Raw genomic sequence first — 14,828 nt, forward strand, 5'->3', positions numbered from 1 at the left:
GTTAAGTCCCGGTTTTTCCCCAGGTTGGAATCTTCGCACAGTCACGCTCACGCGATAACGGTCGCAAGACTTGCCAAATTCCGACACTCTATGTCGTAAATAACCAAGTCCCGAGGCGCAACCTTTTCACGGACCTTTCCACCTCCCTGCGGCGTTACAGCCGCGACGAAGAGGTGACATCATGACTGCCGAGCCGAAGGATTCCGTCAAACCGGAGAATGATACGGGGCCTGAAAGCCTCGTGGATCGAGACGCGAAATCCGCGCTCCAGTCCGGGTTGGATGACGAAAAGGGCGATGAAAAATTGACGAATGGCACCCCGCCGGAGCCAAGCGTCGCATTACGCCGACAGGCGGTCGCGCTGATCGCGAACCCCTCTTCGGGTGGCAACGCGAAAGATGAAGAGGCGATCCGCCGCGCGATGGATGCGCTTGGTGACGGTGCGTCGCTTTACCGGTGGTCGCCGGAAAGCGACATTGTGGCGACCGTCCGCAAGGCGCTCGACGACGGTGCGGAGATGATCGTCGCAGCCGGCGGCGACGGCACTGCGATGGCCGTCGCGGGTGCGCTGGTGGGGCAGGAGGTGCCGATGGCGGTGCTGCCGCTTGGCACGTTCAACTTCTTTGCGCGGGGCCTGCGACTCTCCGAGAATGCGGAGGAGGCGGCGCGCGCGATCCGCGAGGGCAGCGCCCATCCGATCCGGGTCGGCGAGGTGAATGGGCGGGTGTTTCTGAATAATGCGTCGCTCGGTATCTACCCGTCGATCCTCAAGGCGCGCGAAGATATTTACGCCCGCTGGGGCCGTCGCCGGATCGTGGCGCATTGGTCGGTCTTCAAGACCTTCCTGCGCTTTCAGCGCCCGATGCGGCTGAAGATCACGGCGGACGGGGAAACTAGGAACCGCCGCACCGCGCTCGTCTTCATCGCGCGCTCGGCCTATCAGCTCGATTTCTTCGGGCTCGACGGGGCGACGGTCATCAGCGACGACGCCTTCGCCGTGCTGGTCGCGAAGGCGCAGAGTCGTCGCGACCTCTTCCGCCTGTCGTCGCGGCTGGTGCGCCGCAAAACCAAACAGGGCGAGGATTACGAATTGATCCGCGCGAAATCCTTCGAGATCGAAACCGCCCGCGGGCGCGGCCTGCTGGCCTTCGACGGTGAGAAGTGCCGCGAAGAAAGCCCGTTCCGCTTCAAGATGTCCGACGCGCCGCTCTGGATCGTGCTGCCAGCCAAGGACACGGACACCGAGACCCAAGACGCTAACGCATGACCCGTATCGTTCACCTTTCCGATCTGCATTTCGGGCGCAGCCTGCCCGAGCTCGAGGCGCCGCTGCTGACAGCGGTGAACCGGCTCGCGCCGGATCTGACGGTGATCTCCGGAGACTTCACGCAGCGCGCCCGGCGCGGCCAGTTCGCGCAGGCACGGCTGTTCGTGGAGCAGATCGAAAGCGAGACCCTTTCGGTGCCCGGGAACCATGACACACCGCTCGACAATCTCTTCCTACGGATGCTCAAACCCTTCGGGCGCTACAAATCCGCGATCAATCATAATCTGGAGCCGGTTTTCGAGACCGATCACCTCAAGGCGGTCGGCGTGAACACCGTGAACCGTTTCGCCTGGCAGCGCGGCAAGGTGCCCGAGCGCACGATCTCCCGGCTGTGTCGGGAATTCGGCGAGGCGGGCGAGAGGCTGCGAATCGCGGTGATGCACCATCCGCTCGAACATGGGCCCGAAGTCGACAAGGCGCTCATGGACGGGGCAGGGGATGCGCTGGAGGGGATGTCGGACTGCGGCGCGGATCTCGTGCTCTCGGGGCATCTGCACACCGGATCGGTGGCGCCTTTCTCGGCGGTGCCGGGCATTTTGTTCGTGCAGGCGGGGACGGGCCTGTCCTCGCGCCTACGCGGCGAGCCCAATACGTTCAATGTGATTGAAGGGGGGCGCGACGCTCTGTCGATCACGCTCTACGGCGCGCGCGACATGAGCTTCGAGCCAATCGGGGCCGACGAATTCACGCGGGGCCCCGATGGGGCTTGGGTCAAAGGCTGATCAGTTCGGCTTGCCCGAAATGTCGCCCCAATCCAGAACCGGCGCCGCGTCGATGTCATGCGCGTCGAGCATCGAGGCCACGCGCTCGAGCGAGGCAATGATCTGCGCCTGCTCCCAATCTTCCAGCGCCTCGAAGCGGCGAACGAAGATCTGTTGCAGCGCATCGGGGGCCTCGTCGATCGCGCTCGCGCCAAGTTCGGTAATCACGATATCGGTCTGACGGCGATCCCGCTCGGAGCGCTGACGGGTCACCATGCCCTTGCGCTCGAGCTTGTCGATCAGCGCCGTCATCGTCGCCTGACTCACGCCCATGCGCTGCGCGATCGCCTTCGGTGTGGACCAACCTTTTTCGGAAATCACCTGCAGCACGCGGAACTGCGCAGGCGTAAGCCCGGCAGCCTTGGCCAGGTCGCGGCCGAACATTTCGGTCGCGCGCAGGATTCTACGCAAAGCGATCAGGCTCGTATCGACACGCTCCATCAGGCGGCGGGCCCCTTTTTTATCAAGACGACCCAGTATCGCAGAGAGTTCCGTGCTCTGCAATTGCTTGGCTTTGCTAAGTTTATCGTGTTCGTTTTTACTCATTTGCTTTGTCATGCTAATGGTATTTAGGGCTTATAAGCAAGAATATAAGGCTGTGAGCGGAACTTTTCCGGGTTCCATTAGTTAGGTGGTTGAAATTTTCGACCACATGAACTACTTAGGCTACCGAAGCAAACGAGAGGAAAGAGCCGTGCCGCAAGTCGAGTCGATCAAGAAGGGTTCTAAACTGGTCTTCCGTAAGCCGGAGTCCGAAGACGGCAGCGAAATCTGGAAGCTGATCCGCCGCTGCAAGCCGCTTGATGAAAATTCGATGTATTGCAACCTTCTGCAGTGCGATCACTTCGGGGACACCTGTGTCCTCGTGGAGCGCGAAGGCGAAGTTGTCGGCTGGATTTCGGGCTACATCGCCCCGTCCGAGCCGGACACGTTCTTCGTGTGGCAAGTGGCTGTTTCCCCCGACGCACGCGGTCTTGGCCTTGGTAAGCGCATGCTGCGCCACCTCATCCAACGCGACGTCGCCGAAGACTGCACCAAGTTGAAGACGACCATCACCGAAAGCAACGAAGCGAGCTGGGCGCTCTTCCGCTCCTTCGCACGTTCGATCGGCGGCGAGCTGACCGATGAGGCGCACTTCCACGAAGAAGACCATTTCGACGGCCATGCCTCGACCGAGCATATGGTCACCATCACCTTCCCCGAGGAGGCGCGTGCCGCCGCCTGATCTCAGGCCGCGTACCCTCCTCATTCCCCCAATTCTATGGAGTCTCCCATGACCGTTCATTCGACGGATAAGACGATCTTTACCCAACGCGAATCTGAGGCCCGCTCCTACTGCCGTGGCTTCGATACCGTTTTCACCAGCGCGCAAGGCTCGGAGCTGACCGACGCCGAGGGCAACACCTATATCGACTTCCTCGCCGGTTGCTCGTCGCTGAACTACGGGCACAACGACCCGGACATGAAGCAGGCGCTGATCGAGCACCTGACCGAGAACAAGATGGGTCACGCGCTCGACCTGCACACCGACAGCAAGGCCAAGTTCCTGAGCGCTTTCGAGGAGCACATCCTCGCGCCGCGCGGCATGGACCATAAGCTGATGTTCATCGGCCCGACCGGTGCGAATGCCGTCGAAGCCGCGATGAAGATCGCGCGCAAGGCGACCGGCCGCACCAACATCATTGCCTTCACCAACGGCTTCCATGGCGTGACCATGGGTGCGCTGGCGGCGACCGGTAACGGCTACCACCGCGGTGGCGCCGGCATGGACACGCATGGCGTGACCCGCATGCCGTACGACGCCTATGCCGATGGTGTGGATTCGGTCGCGCTGCTCGACCAGATGCTCTCGGACGCCTCGGGCGGTATCGACGCTCCGGCGGCGATCATGCTGGAGACGGTTCAGGGCGAGGGCGGTCTCAACGCCGCAAGCCCGGAATTCGTGAAAGGCGTCGAGCAAGTCGCCCGCAAGCACGGTGCGCTGTTCATCATCGACGACATTCAGGCTGGCTGCGGCCGCACCGGCACCTTCTTCTCCTTCGAGGAGATGGATGTGATGCCGGACGTCGTGACCCAGGCGAAGTCGATCTCGGGCTTCGGCATGCCGATGGCGCTGGTTCTGGTGCGTCCTGACTATGACGTGTTCGGCCCGGCTGAGCATAACGGCACCTTCCGCGGCAACACCCATGCCTTCGTGACCGCCACCGTGGCGATCGAGAAGTTCTGGGCCGACGACAAGTTCCAGAAGGAACTGGCCGTGAAATCGGACGTCCTGCGTGAAGGTCTGGCCGCTGTGGCCGATCTCGTGCCGGGTGCCTTCCTCAAGGGCCGTGGTCTGATGCAGGGTGTCGATGTCGGCACCGGCGAACTGGCTTCGGCGATCTGCGGTCGCTGCTTCGAGAAAGGTCTCGTGATCGAGACTTCGGGCAATGACGACCAGGTCGTGAAGGTCCTCGCACCGCTGACCACGCCGATGGAACAATTCCGCAAGGGGCTGGAAATCCTGCGCGAAGCCGCCACCGAGGTGACGGGCGAGCGCACGGATATCGCGGCGGAATAATCCGCCACTGCCTCCCCCAGCGACCAAGAAATTCAGATACGGAGACACATCACATGATCGTTCGTGATTTCAACAAGCTTAAGAACACCGACCGCGACGTGTCCGACGCCGATTGGAGCAGCGTGCGCATGCTGCTCGCCGACGACAAGATGGGCTTCAGCTTCCACATCACCACGCTGAAGGCCGGTTCGGACCACACGTTCCACTACAAGCACCATTTCGAGAGCGTGTACTGCATCTCGGGCAACGGCCATATCACCGAGCTCGACAACGGCACGCGCCACGAAATCAAGCCGGGTGTGATGTATGCGCTGAACCTGCATGACCATCACCGCCTCGTCGCGGGTGACGAAGACCTCGTCATGGCCTGCTGCTTCAACCCGCCGGTGACCGGCAATGAGGTTCACCGTGAGGACGGCTCGTATGCGCCGGCCGAAGAACTGGAAAATTCGTAAGGGGGCCAAATTGACCCACCAGAATCACACAGTCGAAAAGATCGGCGGCACGTCGATGAGCCGCGTGGACGAGTTGCTCGACACGCTGTTCATCGGAGACCGCAAGGGCGCCGATCTTTACAACCGCATTTTCGTCGTCTCGGCGTTTGGTGGCATCACCAATCTGCTGCTCGAACATAAGAAGTCGGGCGAGGCGGGCGTCTATGCGCAATTCGCCAAGGCCGATAGCGAACATGGCTGGCACGAGGCGCTGAGCCGCGTCTCGTCCGCGATGGTCGAAGCCCACGAGAGCGTGCTGACGCATCCGGGCGACATCTCGCAGGCCACCGAATTCGTGCGCGAGCGTATCGAAGGCGCGCGCAACTGCCTGATCGACCTGCAGCGCCTGTGCTCCTACGGGCACTTCCGGCTCTCGCAGCACATGCTGCAAATCCGCGAGCTGCTGTCGGGTCTAGGCGAGGCGCATTCCGCCTTCGTCACCACGCTCCTGCTGCAGCGCAACGGCGTGAACGCACGTCTCGTCGACCTCTCCGGTTGGCGCGACGAGACCGATCACGACCTCGAAGGCCGGATCATGGGGGCGATGAAGGATGTCGACCCTGCGTCCGAAATGCCGATCGTGACGGGCTATGCGCAATGCGCCGAAGGCCTGATGCGGGAATTCGACCGTGGCTATTCCGAGGTGACCTTCTCGATGCTCGCAGCCCTCACCGGCGCGCGCGAGGCGATCATCCATAAGGAATTCCACCTGTCCTCTGCCGACCCGAAACTGGTGGGCGAAGGCAAGGTGCGCAAGCTGGGTCACACGAACTATGACGTGGCGGACCAGATGTCGAACATGGGCATGGAGGCGATCCACCCGAAAGCCGCCAAGACCCTGCGCCAGGCGGACGTTCCGCTGCGCGTCACCAACGCGTTCGATCCGGGCGATCCGGGCACGCTGATCGACGACAAGCCTGCCAAGGAAGCGGCGGTCGAGATGGTGACCGGCCTCGATATCATCGCGCTGGAAGTGTTCGAACAGGACATGGTCGGCGTGAAGGGTTACGACGCCAAGATCCTCGAAGTGCTGACGCGTCATGGCGTGCGCATCGTGTCGAAAGCGTCGAACGCCAACACGATCACGCACTATGTCGACGCGCCGATCGAAGTGCTCCAGAAGGTCGAGAAAGACCTCTGCGAAATCTACCCGTCGGCGGAAATCTCGGCGCGGATGCTGTCGATGGCTTCGGTCATCGGGCGTGACCTGAAGGGCCTCTCGGTTCTGACCCGAGGTCTGCAGGCAATCGCCAAGGACGGCATGGAAAGCCTCGGCGCGACCCAAGGTCCGCGCAATGTCGATGTGCAATTCGTGCTCGAACGCGGTGATCTGAAACCCGTTATCAAGGCGCTCCATGAGGAGTTCATCCCGGAAGAAAGCGCCCTCAAACAAGTCGCCTGAAATAAGCGACATTGAACTGATGAAGCCCGTGCGGATCTCCGTGCGGGCTTTTTTCTTTGGCTGCGACAACCCGTCCCAGTTGGGCTTTGAACCACGTTCCGGCGGTTGCCGTATCCTCGGGCAAGTCTAGTTCTTATCACGCAACGTGCAGAAACGCGGACGGCCATGAGCATTTTCGACATACCGACACTCGATCTGGCGCGGGCACAATTCGCCTTCGTCGTCTCGGCGCATATCGTCTTTCCAGCCTTCTCCATCGGGACGGCAAGTTACCTGATGGTGCTGGAAGCCCTGCGGATGATTACGGGCAAGGAGGTCTTCCTGAGGATCTTCGAGTTCTGGAAACACATCTTTGCAGTGGTCTTCGGCATGGGCGTCGTCTCGGGCGTCGTGATGTCTTACGAGTTCGGCCTGAACTTCGCGCATTTCTCCGACAAGGCGGGACCGGTGATCGGGCCGTTGATGGGCTACGAAGTGATGACCGCCTTCTTCCTCGAGGCGGGCTTCCTCGGGATCATGCTCTTCGGGCGCAACCGGGTGAACAAGTGGATCTACATGTTCGCCGTGACGATGGTGGCCTTCGGCACGCTGCTCTCGGCTTTCTGGATCCTCTCGGTCAACAGCTGGATGCAGACGCCCGCGGGCTTTGCGATGAACGATGTCGGCCAGTTCATCCCGAAGGATTGGTGGGAGGTGATCTTCAATCCCTCGCTGCCCTATCGCTTCGTGCATATGGTGCTGGCGGCCTACCTGACCACGGCGCTCGTCGTGGCCGGGGTCGGGGCTTGGCATCACATCAGGGGCACGGCGGATGACGCGGTGCGCACGATGTTCCGTATGGCCGTGGCGATGATCCTCGTGACCGCGCCGATCCAGATCCTTGCAGGCGACCAGCACGGGCTCAACACGCTCGAACATCAGCCCGCCAAGATCGCGGCGATGGAAGGGCATTGGGAGACCAGCAAGGGCGCAGGCCTGATCCTGTTCGGCATTCCGAACCCGAGCCAGGAGCGCACCGATTACAAGATCGAAGTGCCCTATGCGTCCTCGCTGATCCTGACGCACTCGCTCGACGGCGAAGTGCCCGGCCTCGGGGACTTCCCGGCGAATGAACGCCCGCCGATGACGATCGTCTTCTTCACTTTCCGCATCATGGTGGGTCTTGGCTTCGCCTTCGCGGCGATCGGGCTCTGGGGCGGCTGGCTGATGTGGCGCAAGCGCCTGCACGAGCCGGGGCTGTTCCACAAAGTCGCGCTGGTTTTCGCGCCGGGCGGGTTCCTCGCGATCATCATGGGCTGGTTCACCACCGAATTCGGCCGTCAGCCCTATACGGTCTATGGCCATTTCACGACGGCGGAGTCGGTGTCGAACCTCAGCCATGGCGCAGCCTGGGCGGCGCTGATCGGCTTCGTGGTCGTTTATGCCTTCCTGTTCGGCTCGGGCACCTTCTACCTGCTGCGACTGATGCGGCGCGGGCCGGAGTCGGCGGAGCCGGTGGAGAACACGCCGCAGCGCGCCGGCGGCGTGGCAGGCGCGATGCTCGCCAACGATGTGACGACCGAGAAAGAGGAGGCCCACGCATGAGCGGCTTCGCCCACTACCTGCCCGACATCTGGGCCGCGATCATCGCCTTCGCGATCCTGACCTATGTGGTGCTCGACGGGTTCGACCTCGGCATCGGCATCCTCTTTCCCTTCCTCGGCTCCGAGGAGAACCGCACCCGCGCGATGAATTCGGTCGCGCCTGTCTGGGACGGTAACGAGACATGGTTGGTGATGGGCGGGGGCGGGCTGCTCGCCGTCTTCCCGCTGGCCTACGGGATCATCCTGAACGCGCTTTATGTTCCGATCATCATCATGCTGCTCTCGCTCGCCTTTCGTGGCGTGGCCTTCGAGTTTCGCGGCAAGACCCGGCGCTGGCAGAAGCTCTGGGACAAGGCGTTCTTCGGCGGCTCGCTGATCGCGACGCTGGCGCAGGGTGCGATCCTCGGCGGGCTGCTGCGCGGCCCCGAAGTGACCGGGCGCACCTTCACCGGCGGCCCGTTCGACTGGGTGAGCTGGTTCTCGCTCGGCACGGCGCTGGCGCTGGTCGCGGGCTACGTGATGCTGGGCTCGGCTTGGCTCGTCATCAAGACCTCGCACGGGCTCTACGATCTCGCGCGCCGCGTCGGGCAGGTCTCCCTGATCGCGACGCTGGGCTTTATCGGCTTGGCCTCGCTGGCGACCCCGTTCCTGCATCCCGAATATTATCACCGCTGGTTCCAGTGGCCGGGCGTCATCTGGAGCGCGGTGGTGCCGCTGTTGCTGCTGGCGGCGGGGTTCGGCTACTGGAAGGGCATTCGCTCGGACCGGGGCGTGGTCGCCTATCTGTCCGGTATCGCGATCTTCGTTCTGTGTTTCGCGGGGCTCGGCCTGTCGATCTTCCCCTATATCGTGCCCGCCTCGATCACGATCCGCGAGGCGTCCACCACGGCGATGTCGCAGGGCTTCATTCTGGTCGGCGCGGCGATCTTCCTGCCGATCATTCTGGCCTATACGGCCTATGCCTATTGGGTGTTCCGCGGCAAGACATCGGAGCATGAGCATCACTACTGAGTGAGGCTACGGGACGGCCGGAACCGACCGGGCGCAGGCAGGGTTGGAACGATGTGACCCACATCCCGCGCATCATAAGCAGAGCCTTTCCCTCTGCGGTCTTCAGCCGGTCGGCTGGCCTGCGCGCGCCCGTCGGGGCGCGCGCAATTTCATATGCGCGGATCGATCCCGGAGGAGCTACGCGCCATGTCTGACAAGCTTGATAAACTACCCGAAGAAAGCGGCCCCTCCGGTGGTTGGGGCTCGATGCGAGGCATCGCCCGGGTCTTCGGCGACTCCTGGCCCTCGCCGGACGTTCTGCGCGAGCTGGAGCGTCAGAACAAACCGGGCGGTCTCATGTGCTCGTCCTGCGCCTTCCCGAAACCCGCAAATTACCACCCGTTCGAATTCTGCGAGAACGGGGCGAAGGCGACGCTGTGGGAGATGACCAAGTCGCGCCACACGCCGGAATTCTGGGACGATCACACGGTCTCGGACCTGATGGACTGGTCCGACCACGAGCTGGAGAAGACCGGCCGTCTGACCGCGCCGATGCGCTACGACCGCGCCACCGATCGCTATGTCGAGGTGAGCTGGGACGAGGCCTTCTCGGAGATCGGGTCGATCCTGAAAGGCCTGCCGAAGCAGGAGGTGGTCTTCTATTCCTCGGGCCACGCCGGGCTGGAGGCCAGCTACCTCTGGGCGCTGATGGCGCGCGCCTATGGCAACAACAACCTGCCGCAAAGCTCGAATATGTGTCACGAGACGACGTCGGTCGGCCTGAAGAAGGTGATCGGGTCGTCGGTGGGCACGGTGCTTTGGGAAGACTTGGAGGAGACCGATTGCTACTTCTTCTTCGGCCAGAACCCCGGCACCAATTCGCCGCGCTTCCTGCATCCGCTGAAGGCGGCGAAGGATCGGGGCGCGAAGATCGTCACCTTCAACCCGGTGAAAGAGCAGGGGCTCGTCAGCTTCGTCGATCCGCAGAACATCCGTGACATGGCGACGGGGCGTGAGACGATCATCTCCGATCAATATCACCAGCTCAAAGCGGGCTCGGATATCGCGGCCCTGACCGGCCTATGCAAAGCGGTCATCGAAGAGGACGAAAAAGCGCAGGCACAGGGCCGTGCCGCGATCATCGACTGGGACTTCCTGAAGGAACACGCGGTCAATTATGACGGGTTCCTGACCTTCTGCCGCACGACACCGTGGGACAAGATCACCGAGGAATGCGGGCTGTCCGAGGCCGAGCTACGGCAGGCGGCCGACGTCTATATCCACGCCGAGAAGGTCATCGGCGTTTATGGCATGGGGCTGACCCAGCACGCCCATGGCGCGACCAATATCGGCATGCTGGTGAACTTCCTCGCGCTGCGCGGCAATATCGGGCGCAAGGGCGCGGGCTGTTGCCCGGTGCGCGGACACTCCAACGTGCAGGGCCAGCGGACCGTCGGCATTGCCGAGAAGGCCAAGCTGATCCCGATGGACAAGCTCCGCGAGCTTTACGGCTTCGAGCCGCCGCAGGAAGACGGCTATCACATCGTCGACGCGGCGCAGGCGATGATGGAGGGCAAGGTCTCGGCCATGTTCTCGCTTGGCGGTAACCTCGTGCGCGCGCTGCCCGATAGCGAGCGGATCGAAGAGGCGTGGCCGAAGCAGAAGCTGACGGTGATGATCTCTACCAAGCTCAACCGCTCGCATCTCTATCCGGGCGAGGTGGCCTATATTCTGCCGTGTCTCAGCCGGTCCGAGAAGGACGAGCAGGAAACCGGCAATCAATATGTCTCGGTCGAGGACAGCTTCTCGAAAATCCACGGCTCGCTCGGCAAAAGCGCGCCCGCCTCGGACAAGCTGAAGTCCGAATTGGCGATCACCTGCGGCATCGCGAAAGCCGCCTGCGATCCGAACCCGAAACTGCAATGGGACGAATGGGTGAAGGATTATTCCGTCGTCCGCGATCTGATCGAGGCGACTTACCCGGACGACTTCCGCGGCTTCAACGCGCGGATGAACGAACCGGGCGGCTTCTGGCGCGGCAACCCGGCGCATGATCGCATCTGGAAGACCGAAAGCGGGAAGCTGGAATTCACCACGCCGTCGAAGCTCAACGCGCTTGGCTTCGAGGACAAGCCGGGCCGTTTCCGGATGATCACCATGCGCTCGAACGACCAGTTCAACACCACGATCTACGGCTATTCGGACCGGTTCCGCGGGATCGAAGGGACGCGCGACGTGCTGTTGATGAACAAGATCGACATGGCCGATCTGGGGCTCGAGCACGGCGATCCGGTCGTGGTCCATGGTGACATGGATGACGGCGTCGCGCGCCGCAAGACCGGGCTGAGCGTCATCACCTTCGAGCTGCCGCGCGGCACGGTCGGGGGCTATTACCCGGAATGCAACGTGCTGGTGCCGGTGGGGCTCAATGACGAGCTGTCGAAGACGCCCGGCTCCAAGGGCGTCCCGGTCCGCATCGAGAAGGCCTAAGCGGGAACGGCGGCGGGGCGGCGGCTATCGAGCCACGCGATGGCGAGGAAGACGAGCCCCGCCGCCGCCAGTCCCGCGCCGACATAGCCGGTAGCCGTCCAGCCATAGCCGTTCGCAAGCGCGATCCCGGCAAGGAACGGCCCGATCGCATTGGCGAGGTTGAAGGCCGCGTGGTTGAGGGCGGCGGCGAGCGTCTGGGCCTCGCCCGCGACCTCCATCAGTCGCATCTGCATCGGGATCACCATCCCGGCGGTCGACCCCAGCGCGATCATCGCCACCGACATCGCGACCCAGTTGCCGATCGTGAAGGTGTAGAGGATCGACATCACGATCATCCCGCAAAGCAGGATCACGCCTGCGCCGAAGCGCGACCAATCCGACAGCTTGCCCGAGATCCAGTTGCCCAGCGTGCCGCCCACGCCGAAGGCCGAAAGCGCCACGGGGATCGTCCAGGCGGGGCCCGCCTGCGTGTCGATCATCGCCGCCGACAGATAGGAATAGACCGCGAAGATGCCGCCGAAGCCGATCGAGCCCACGAGCAGCGTCAGCCAGACCGAGCGATTGGCTAGTGCGCCCAGCTCGCGCATCGGGCTGGCATTCGGGTCGCGCGGCGTCGCGGGGGCGACGCGCGCGATCATCAATGCGGAGGCCGCGCAGATCACCGCGACGATGGCAAAGCCCCAGCGCCAGCCGAAATTCTGCCCGATCGCGCCCGCCAGCGGTACACCCACGATATTCGCGATGGTCAGCCCGGTGATCACCATCGCGATGCCCTGCGCGCGTTTGCCCACGGGCATCAGATCGGCGGCGAAGAGCATCGCCATCCCGAAATAGGCGCCATGCGGCAGGCCCGACGCGAAGCGCGCCGCCATGAAGCTATCCATGTTCGGTGCGAACCCGGCCAGCAGGTTCGCCACCGCATAGAAGCCCATCAACCCGATCAGGAACTGCTTGCGCGGGATTTTCGCGCCGATCACCGCCAGAAGCGGCGCGCCGATCACAACGCCAAGCGCATAGGCCGAGATCGCATGACCCGCCCGCGCCTCGGTGATCCCGAAATCGGCCGCGTAATAGGGCAGCAACCCCATGGACGCGAACTCGATCACGCCGATACCGAAAGTGCCAAGGGCCAGCGACAGGATCACGGCCCGCGCGTGGCGGGGTTCGAGCGTCATGGGTAGTCTCCGAAAATAGGTGTAGCGCCGGGTATCAGCCCCGTGACTTAGGCGATCGCTGCGCTGCGGCAAGGGGCGGAGGGGTTATTTCCCGTAATAGTCGCGGAACCACGCCACGAATTTCGCGATCCCCTCGCGCACATCGGTCTGCGGACGGTATCCGGTGAGGCTTTGCAAAAGCGACGCATCGGCCCAGGTCGCGGGCACATCGCCTTTCTGCATCTCCATGTAATTGCGCTGCGCGGGGCGACCCAGCTCGGCCTCCAGCGCATCGACGAAATCCAGCAGCTTCACCTTGTCGGAATTGCCGATATTGACGATCCGATAGGGGGCCACGGGCGAGAGGCTGTCGCCCTCGGCGATCTCGTCACGCGACGCCGGGCGCTCGGGGGCTGCGTCGATCAGCAGGCGGATGCCGCGCACGAGATCTTCGACATAGGTGAAGTCGCGATACATCTCGCCGTGATTGTAGATGTCGATGGGGCGGTCGTTCAGGATCGCATCGGTGAACTTGAACAGCGCCATGTCGGGACGGCCCCACGGCCCGTAGACCGTGAAGAAGCGGAACATCGTCGTCGGCAGGTTCCACAGATGAGCATAGGAATGGCCCATCGACTCGGTCGCCTTCTTCGTCGCCGCATAGATCGTCAGCTGCGTGTCGGCCTTGTCGGTCTCGGCATAGGGCATGTCCTCGTTCGCCCCGTAGACCGACGAGGTCGACGCCATCAGAAGGTGCTGTACCTCGTGGCGGCGCGCGGCCTCCATCACGTTGAAGGTGCCGACGATATTGGCGTCGATATAAGCGCGGGGCTGTTCGAGGCTGTAGCGCACGCCGGCCTGCGCTGCGAGATGGACGATGATCTCGGGTTTGAACTCATCCGCCATCGCGTCGAAGGTTTCGAGATCTTCGAGCATTCCCTCGGTCGCGGAGAAATTCGGGTTCTGCAGCAGCATCGCATGGCGGCGCTGTTTCAGGGCGATGTCATAGTAGTCGGTCATCCCGTCATAGCCATGCACCCGGTAGCCCTCGTCGAGCAGCAGCTTTGCCAGATGGTAGCCGATGAAACCTGCGGTGCCGGTGATCAGGATGCGCGTCATGAATGTCCCTCGCAAATGCTGCATCTGCAGTAGCGAGCGGGGGGCGGGAAGGTCAAGCGCCGCGCGGGATAAGAGAAGGCCCCGGCCGTGCGGACAGCTTCGCCTGCTCGGGCTCGCCGACCGGCGCGTTGGCGTCTATATAGACCACCGGCTGGCGCATCGCGACATCGTGATGGGGCGGCGAGAGAACGGAGGCGCCATACCACGCCTAAGGTGCGTGACCTTCGGGCGACCGGCCCGGTGGGGTAGGGCGCGCGCTGGCCGCGACACCGCCCCGATTGCGCGAAAACGCGGGAGTTGCGTGCGCGAGGCAAACGCACTATACGCCCCCGGTGGCCCGACGGCCGCATCAGAATCAACACGAAAAGCCGTGTCCCTTCCGCACTCGCTTCGGGAAGGTGTTCCGGCAAGGAGAAGCGATATGAAACTCAATGAACTGCGCGACAACGAAGGCGCGGCCCAGAAGAAAAAACGCGTCGCCCGCGGTCCCGGCTCGGGCAAAGGCAAGATGGCTGGCCGTGGTATCAAAGGTCAGAAGTCGCGTTCGGGTGTGGCCCTGAACGGTTACGAAGGCGGCCAGATGCCGCTCTATCGTCGTCTGCCGAAGCGTGGCTTCACCAAGCCGAACGCGAAGAAGTTCAACGTCGTGAACCTCGGCCAGATCGAGAAATTCATCGAAGCCGGCAAGCTCGACGCGAAGTCGGACATCACCGAAGACGCGCTGGTCGCGGCCGGTGTCGTGCGCCGCAAGCTCGATGGCGTGCGTGTCCTCGCAAAGGGCGACATCAAGTCGAAAGTGACCCTGAACGTCACCGGTGCTTCGAAATCGGCCGTTGAGGCTGTCGAGAAGGCTGGCGGTTCGGTCACGGTGGCGCAGGCCGCTGAATAAGCTGTTGTGAGCGGGCCTCGGCCCGATTACATAGGCGAAGGTTTTCTAGGCGCCGCCGA

13 protein-coding genes are annotated in these 14,828 nt (G+C 62.9%); 10 read left to right on the top strand and 3 right to left on the bottom strand.

Going from position 1 to position 14,828, the window contains the following annotated elements:
* Window positions 1–181 precede the first annotated feature (181 nt).
* Window positions 182–1,267, top strand: a complete 1,086-nt coding sequence (locus ACZ7GB_RS15020) for a diacylglycerol/lipid kinase family protein (protein WP_472159321.1) — start codon at window positions 182–184, stop codon at window positions 1,265–1,267.
* Window positions 1,264–2,049 (top strand): metallophosphoesterase family protein, encoded by a 786-nt coding sequence (locus tag ACZ7GB_RS15025; RefSeq protein WP_078602054.1) that lies wholly within the window; start codon window positions 1,264–1,266, stop codon window positions 2,047–2,049. The genes ACZ7GB_RS15020 and ACZ7GB_RS15025 overlap by 4 nt, the downstream gene beginning before the upstream one ends.
* Here ACZ7GB_RS15025 and ACZ7GB_RS15030 read toward each other — a convergent pair whose 3' ends face one another.
* Window positions 2,050–2,529: a MarR family winged helix-turn-helix transcriptional regulator gene (locus ACZ7GB_RS15030; RefSeq protein WP_078522117.1), complete on the bottom strand. Its 480-nt coding sequence runs from the start codon at window positions 2,527–2,529 to the stop codon at window positions 2,050–2,052. It lies immediately after the preceding gene.
* Between the two features lie 253 nt (window positions 2,530–2,782).
* Between ACZ7GB_RS15030 and ectA the strand changes: the two genes are divergently transcribed.
* The 7 genes from ectA (at window position 2,783) to ACZ7GB_RS15065 (ending at window position 11,607) form a co-directional block, all read left to right on the top strand.
* Window positions 2,783–3,313 carry a diaminobutyrate acetyltransferase gene (gene ectA, locus ACZ7GB_RS15035; protein WP_255266394.1) on the top strand — a complete coding sequence of 177 codons (531 nt, stop codon included), beginning with the start codon at window positions 2,783–2,785 and terminating at the stop codon, window positions 3,311–3,313.
* A 48-nt stretch (window positions 3,314–3,361) separates the two neighbouring features.
* On the top strand, window positions 3,362–4,648 hold the full coding sequence (gene ectB, locus ACZ7GB_RS15040; protein WP_093476885.1) for a diaminobutyrate--2-oxoglutarate transaminase: 1,287 nt from the start codon (window positions 3,362–3,364) through the stop codon (window positions 4,646–4,648).
* A gap of 53 nt (window positions 4,649–4,701) precedes the next feature.
* Window positions 4,702–5,103 (top strand): ectoine synthase, encoded by a 402-nt coding sequence (locus tag ACZ7GB_RS15045; RefSeq protein ID WP_075775937.1) that lies wholly within the window; start codon window positions 4,702–4,704, stop codon window positions 5,101–5,103.
* A gap of 10 nt (window positions 5,104–5,113) precedes the next feature.
* Entirely contained in the window at window positions 5,114–6,544 is a 1,431-nt protein-coding gene (locus ACZ7GB_RS15050; protein WP_281481441.1) for an aspartate kinase, read from the top strand.
* 165 nt (window positions 6,545–6,709) lie between these two features.
* Window positions 6,710–8,128: a cytochrome ubiquinol oxidase subunit I gene (locus tag ACZ7GB_RS15055; RefSeq protein ID WP_472159323.1), complete on the top strand. Its 1,419-nt coding sequence runs from the start codon at window positions 6,710–6,712 to the stop codon at window positions 8,126–8,128.
* Window positions 8,125–9,138, top strand: a complete 1,014-nt coding sequence (gene cydB, locus ACZ7GB_RS15060; protein WP_472159324.1) for a cytochrome d ubiquinol oxidase subunit II — start codon at window positions 8,125–8,127, stop codon at window positions 9,136–9,138. The genes ACZ7GB_RS15055 and cydB overlap by 4 nt, the downstream gene beginning before the upstream one ends.
* Before the next feature lie 186 nt (window positions 9,139–9,324).
* Complete coding sequence (locus ACZ7GB_RS15065; RefSeq protein ID WP_472159325.1) at window positions 9,325–11,607, top strand: FdhF/YdeP family oxidoreductase; 2,283 nt, start codon at window positions 9,325–9,327, stop codon at window positions 11,605–11,607.
* Here ACZ7GB_RS15065 and ACZ7GB_RS15070 read toward each other — a convergent pair.
* Both ACZ7GB_RS15070 and ACZ7GB_RS15075 read right to left on the bottom strand, forming a co-directional pair.
* A complete protein-coding gene (locus ACZ7GB_RS15070; RefSeq protein ID WP_078571390.1) occupies window positions 11,604–12,782 on the bottom strand; it encodes an MFS transporter in 1,179 nt (392 codons plus the stop codon). The genes ACZ7GB_RS15065 and ACZ7GB_RS15070 overlap by 4 nt on opposite strands.
* 84 nt (window positions 12,783–12,866) lie before the next feature.
* Window positions 12,867–13,880 (bottom strand): NAD-dependent epimerase/dehydratase family protein, encoded by a 1,014-nt coding sequence (locus tag ACZ7GB_RS15075; protein ID WP_472159327.1) that lies wholly within the window; start codon window positions 13,878–13,880, stop codon window positions 12,867–12,869.
* A gap of 421 nt (window positions 13,881–14,301) precedes the next feature.
* Between ACZ7GB_RS15075 and rplO the strand changes: the two genes are divergently transcribed.
* The gene (gene rplO / locus ACZ7GB_RS15080; protein ID WP_078540200.1) at window positions 14,302–14,769 is read left to right on the top strand and encodes a 50S ribosomal protein L15; all 468 of its coding nucleotides are present in this window, start codon (window positions 14,302–14,304) and stop codon (window positions 14,767–14,769) included.
* Window positions 14,770–14,828: the final 59 nt, after the last annotated feature.

It is taken from the genome of Thioclava sp. PTB-PU3-1 (assembly GCF_055666785.1).

Excerpts from the sequence above, each read along its gene's own strand:
- ACZ7GB_RS15020 (WP_472159321.1), top strand. The coding sequence starts at position 182 with ATGACTGCCGAGCCGAAGGATTCCGTCAAACCGGAGAATGATACGGGG.
- ACZ7GB_RS15025 (WP_078602054.1), top strand. The coding sequence starts at position 1,264 with ATGACCCGTATCGTTCACCTTTCCGATCTGCATTTCGGGCGCAGCCTG.
- ACZ7GB_RS15030 (WP_078522117.1), bottom strand. The coding sequence starts at position 2,529 with ATGGAGCGTGTCGATACGAGCCTGATCGCTTTGCGTAGAATCCTGCGC.
- ectB (WP_093476885.1), top strand. The coding sequence starts at position 3,362 with ATGACCGTTCATTCGACGGATAAGACGATCTTTACCCAACGCGAATCT.
- ACZ7GB_RS15045 (WP_075775937.1), top strand. The coding sequence starts at position 4,702 with ATGATCGTTCGTGATTTCAACAAGCTTAAGAACACCGACCGCGACGTG.
- ACZ7GB_RS15055 (WP_472159323.1), top strand. The coding sequence starts at position 6,710 with ATGAGCATTTTCGACATACCGACACTCGATCTGGCGCGGGCACAATTC.
- cydB (WP_472159324.1), top strand. The coding sequence starts at position 8,125 with ATGAGCGGCTTCGCCCACTACCTGCCCGACATCTGGGCCGCGATCATC.
- ACZ7GB_RS15065 (WP_472159325.1), top strand. The coding sequence starts at position 9,325 with ATGTCTGACAAGCTTGATAAACTACCCGAAGAAAGCGGCCCCTCCGGT.
- ACZ7GB_RS15070 (WP_078571390.1), bottom strand. The coding sequence starts at position 12,782 with ATGACGCTCGAACCCCGCCACGCGCGGGCCGTGATCCTGTCGCTGGCC.
- ACZ7GB_RS15075 (WP_472159327.1), bottom strand. The coding sequence starts at position 13,880 with ATGACGCGCATCCTGATCACCGGCACCGCAGGTTTCATCGGCTACCAT.
- rplO (WP_078540200.1), top strand. The coding sequence starts at position 14,302 with ATGAAACTCAATGAACTGCGCGACAACGAAGGCGCGGCCCAGAAGAAA.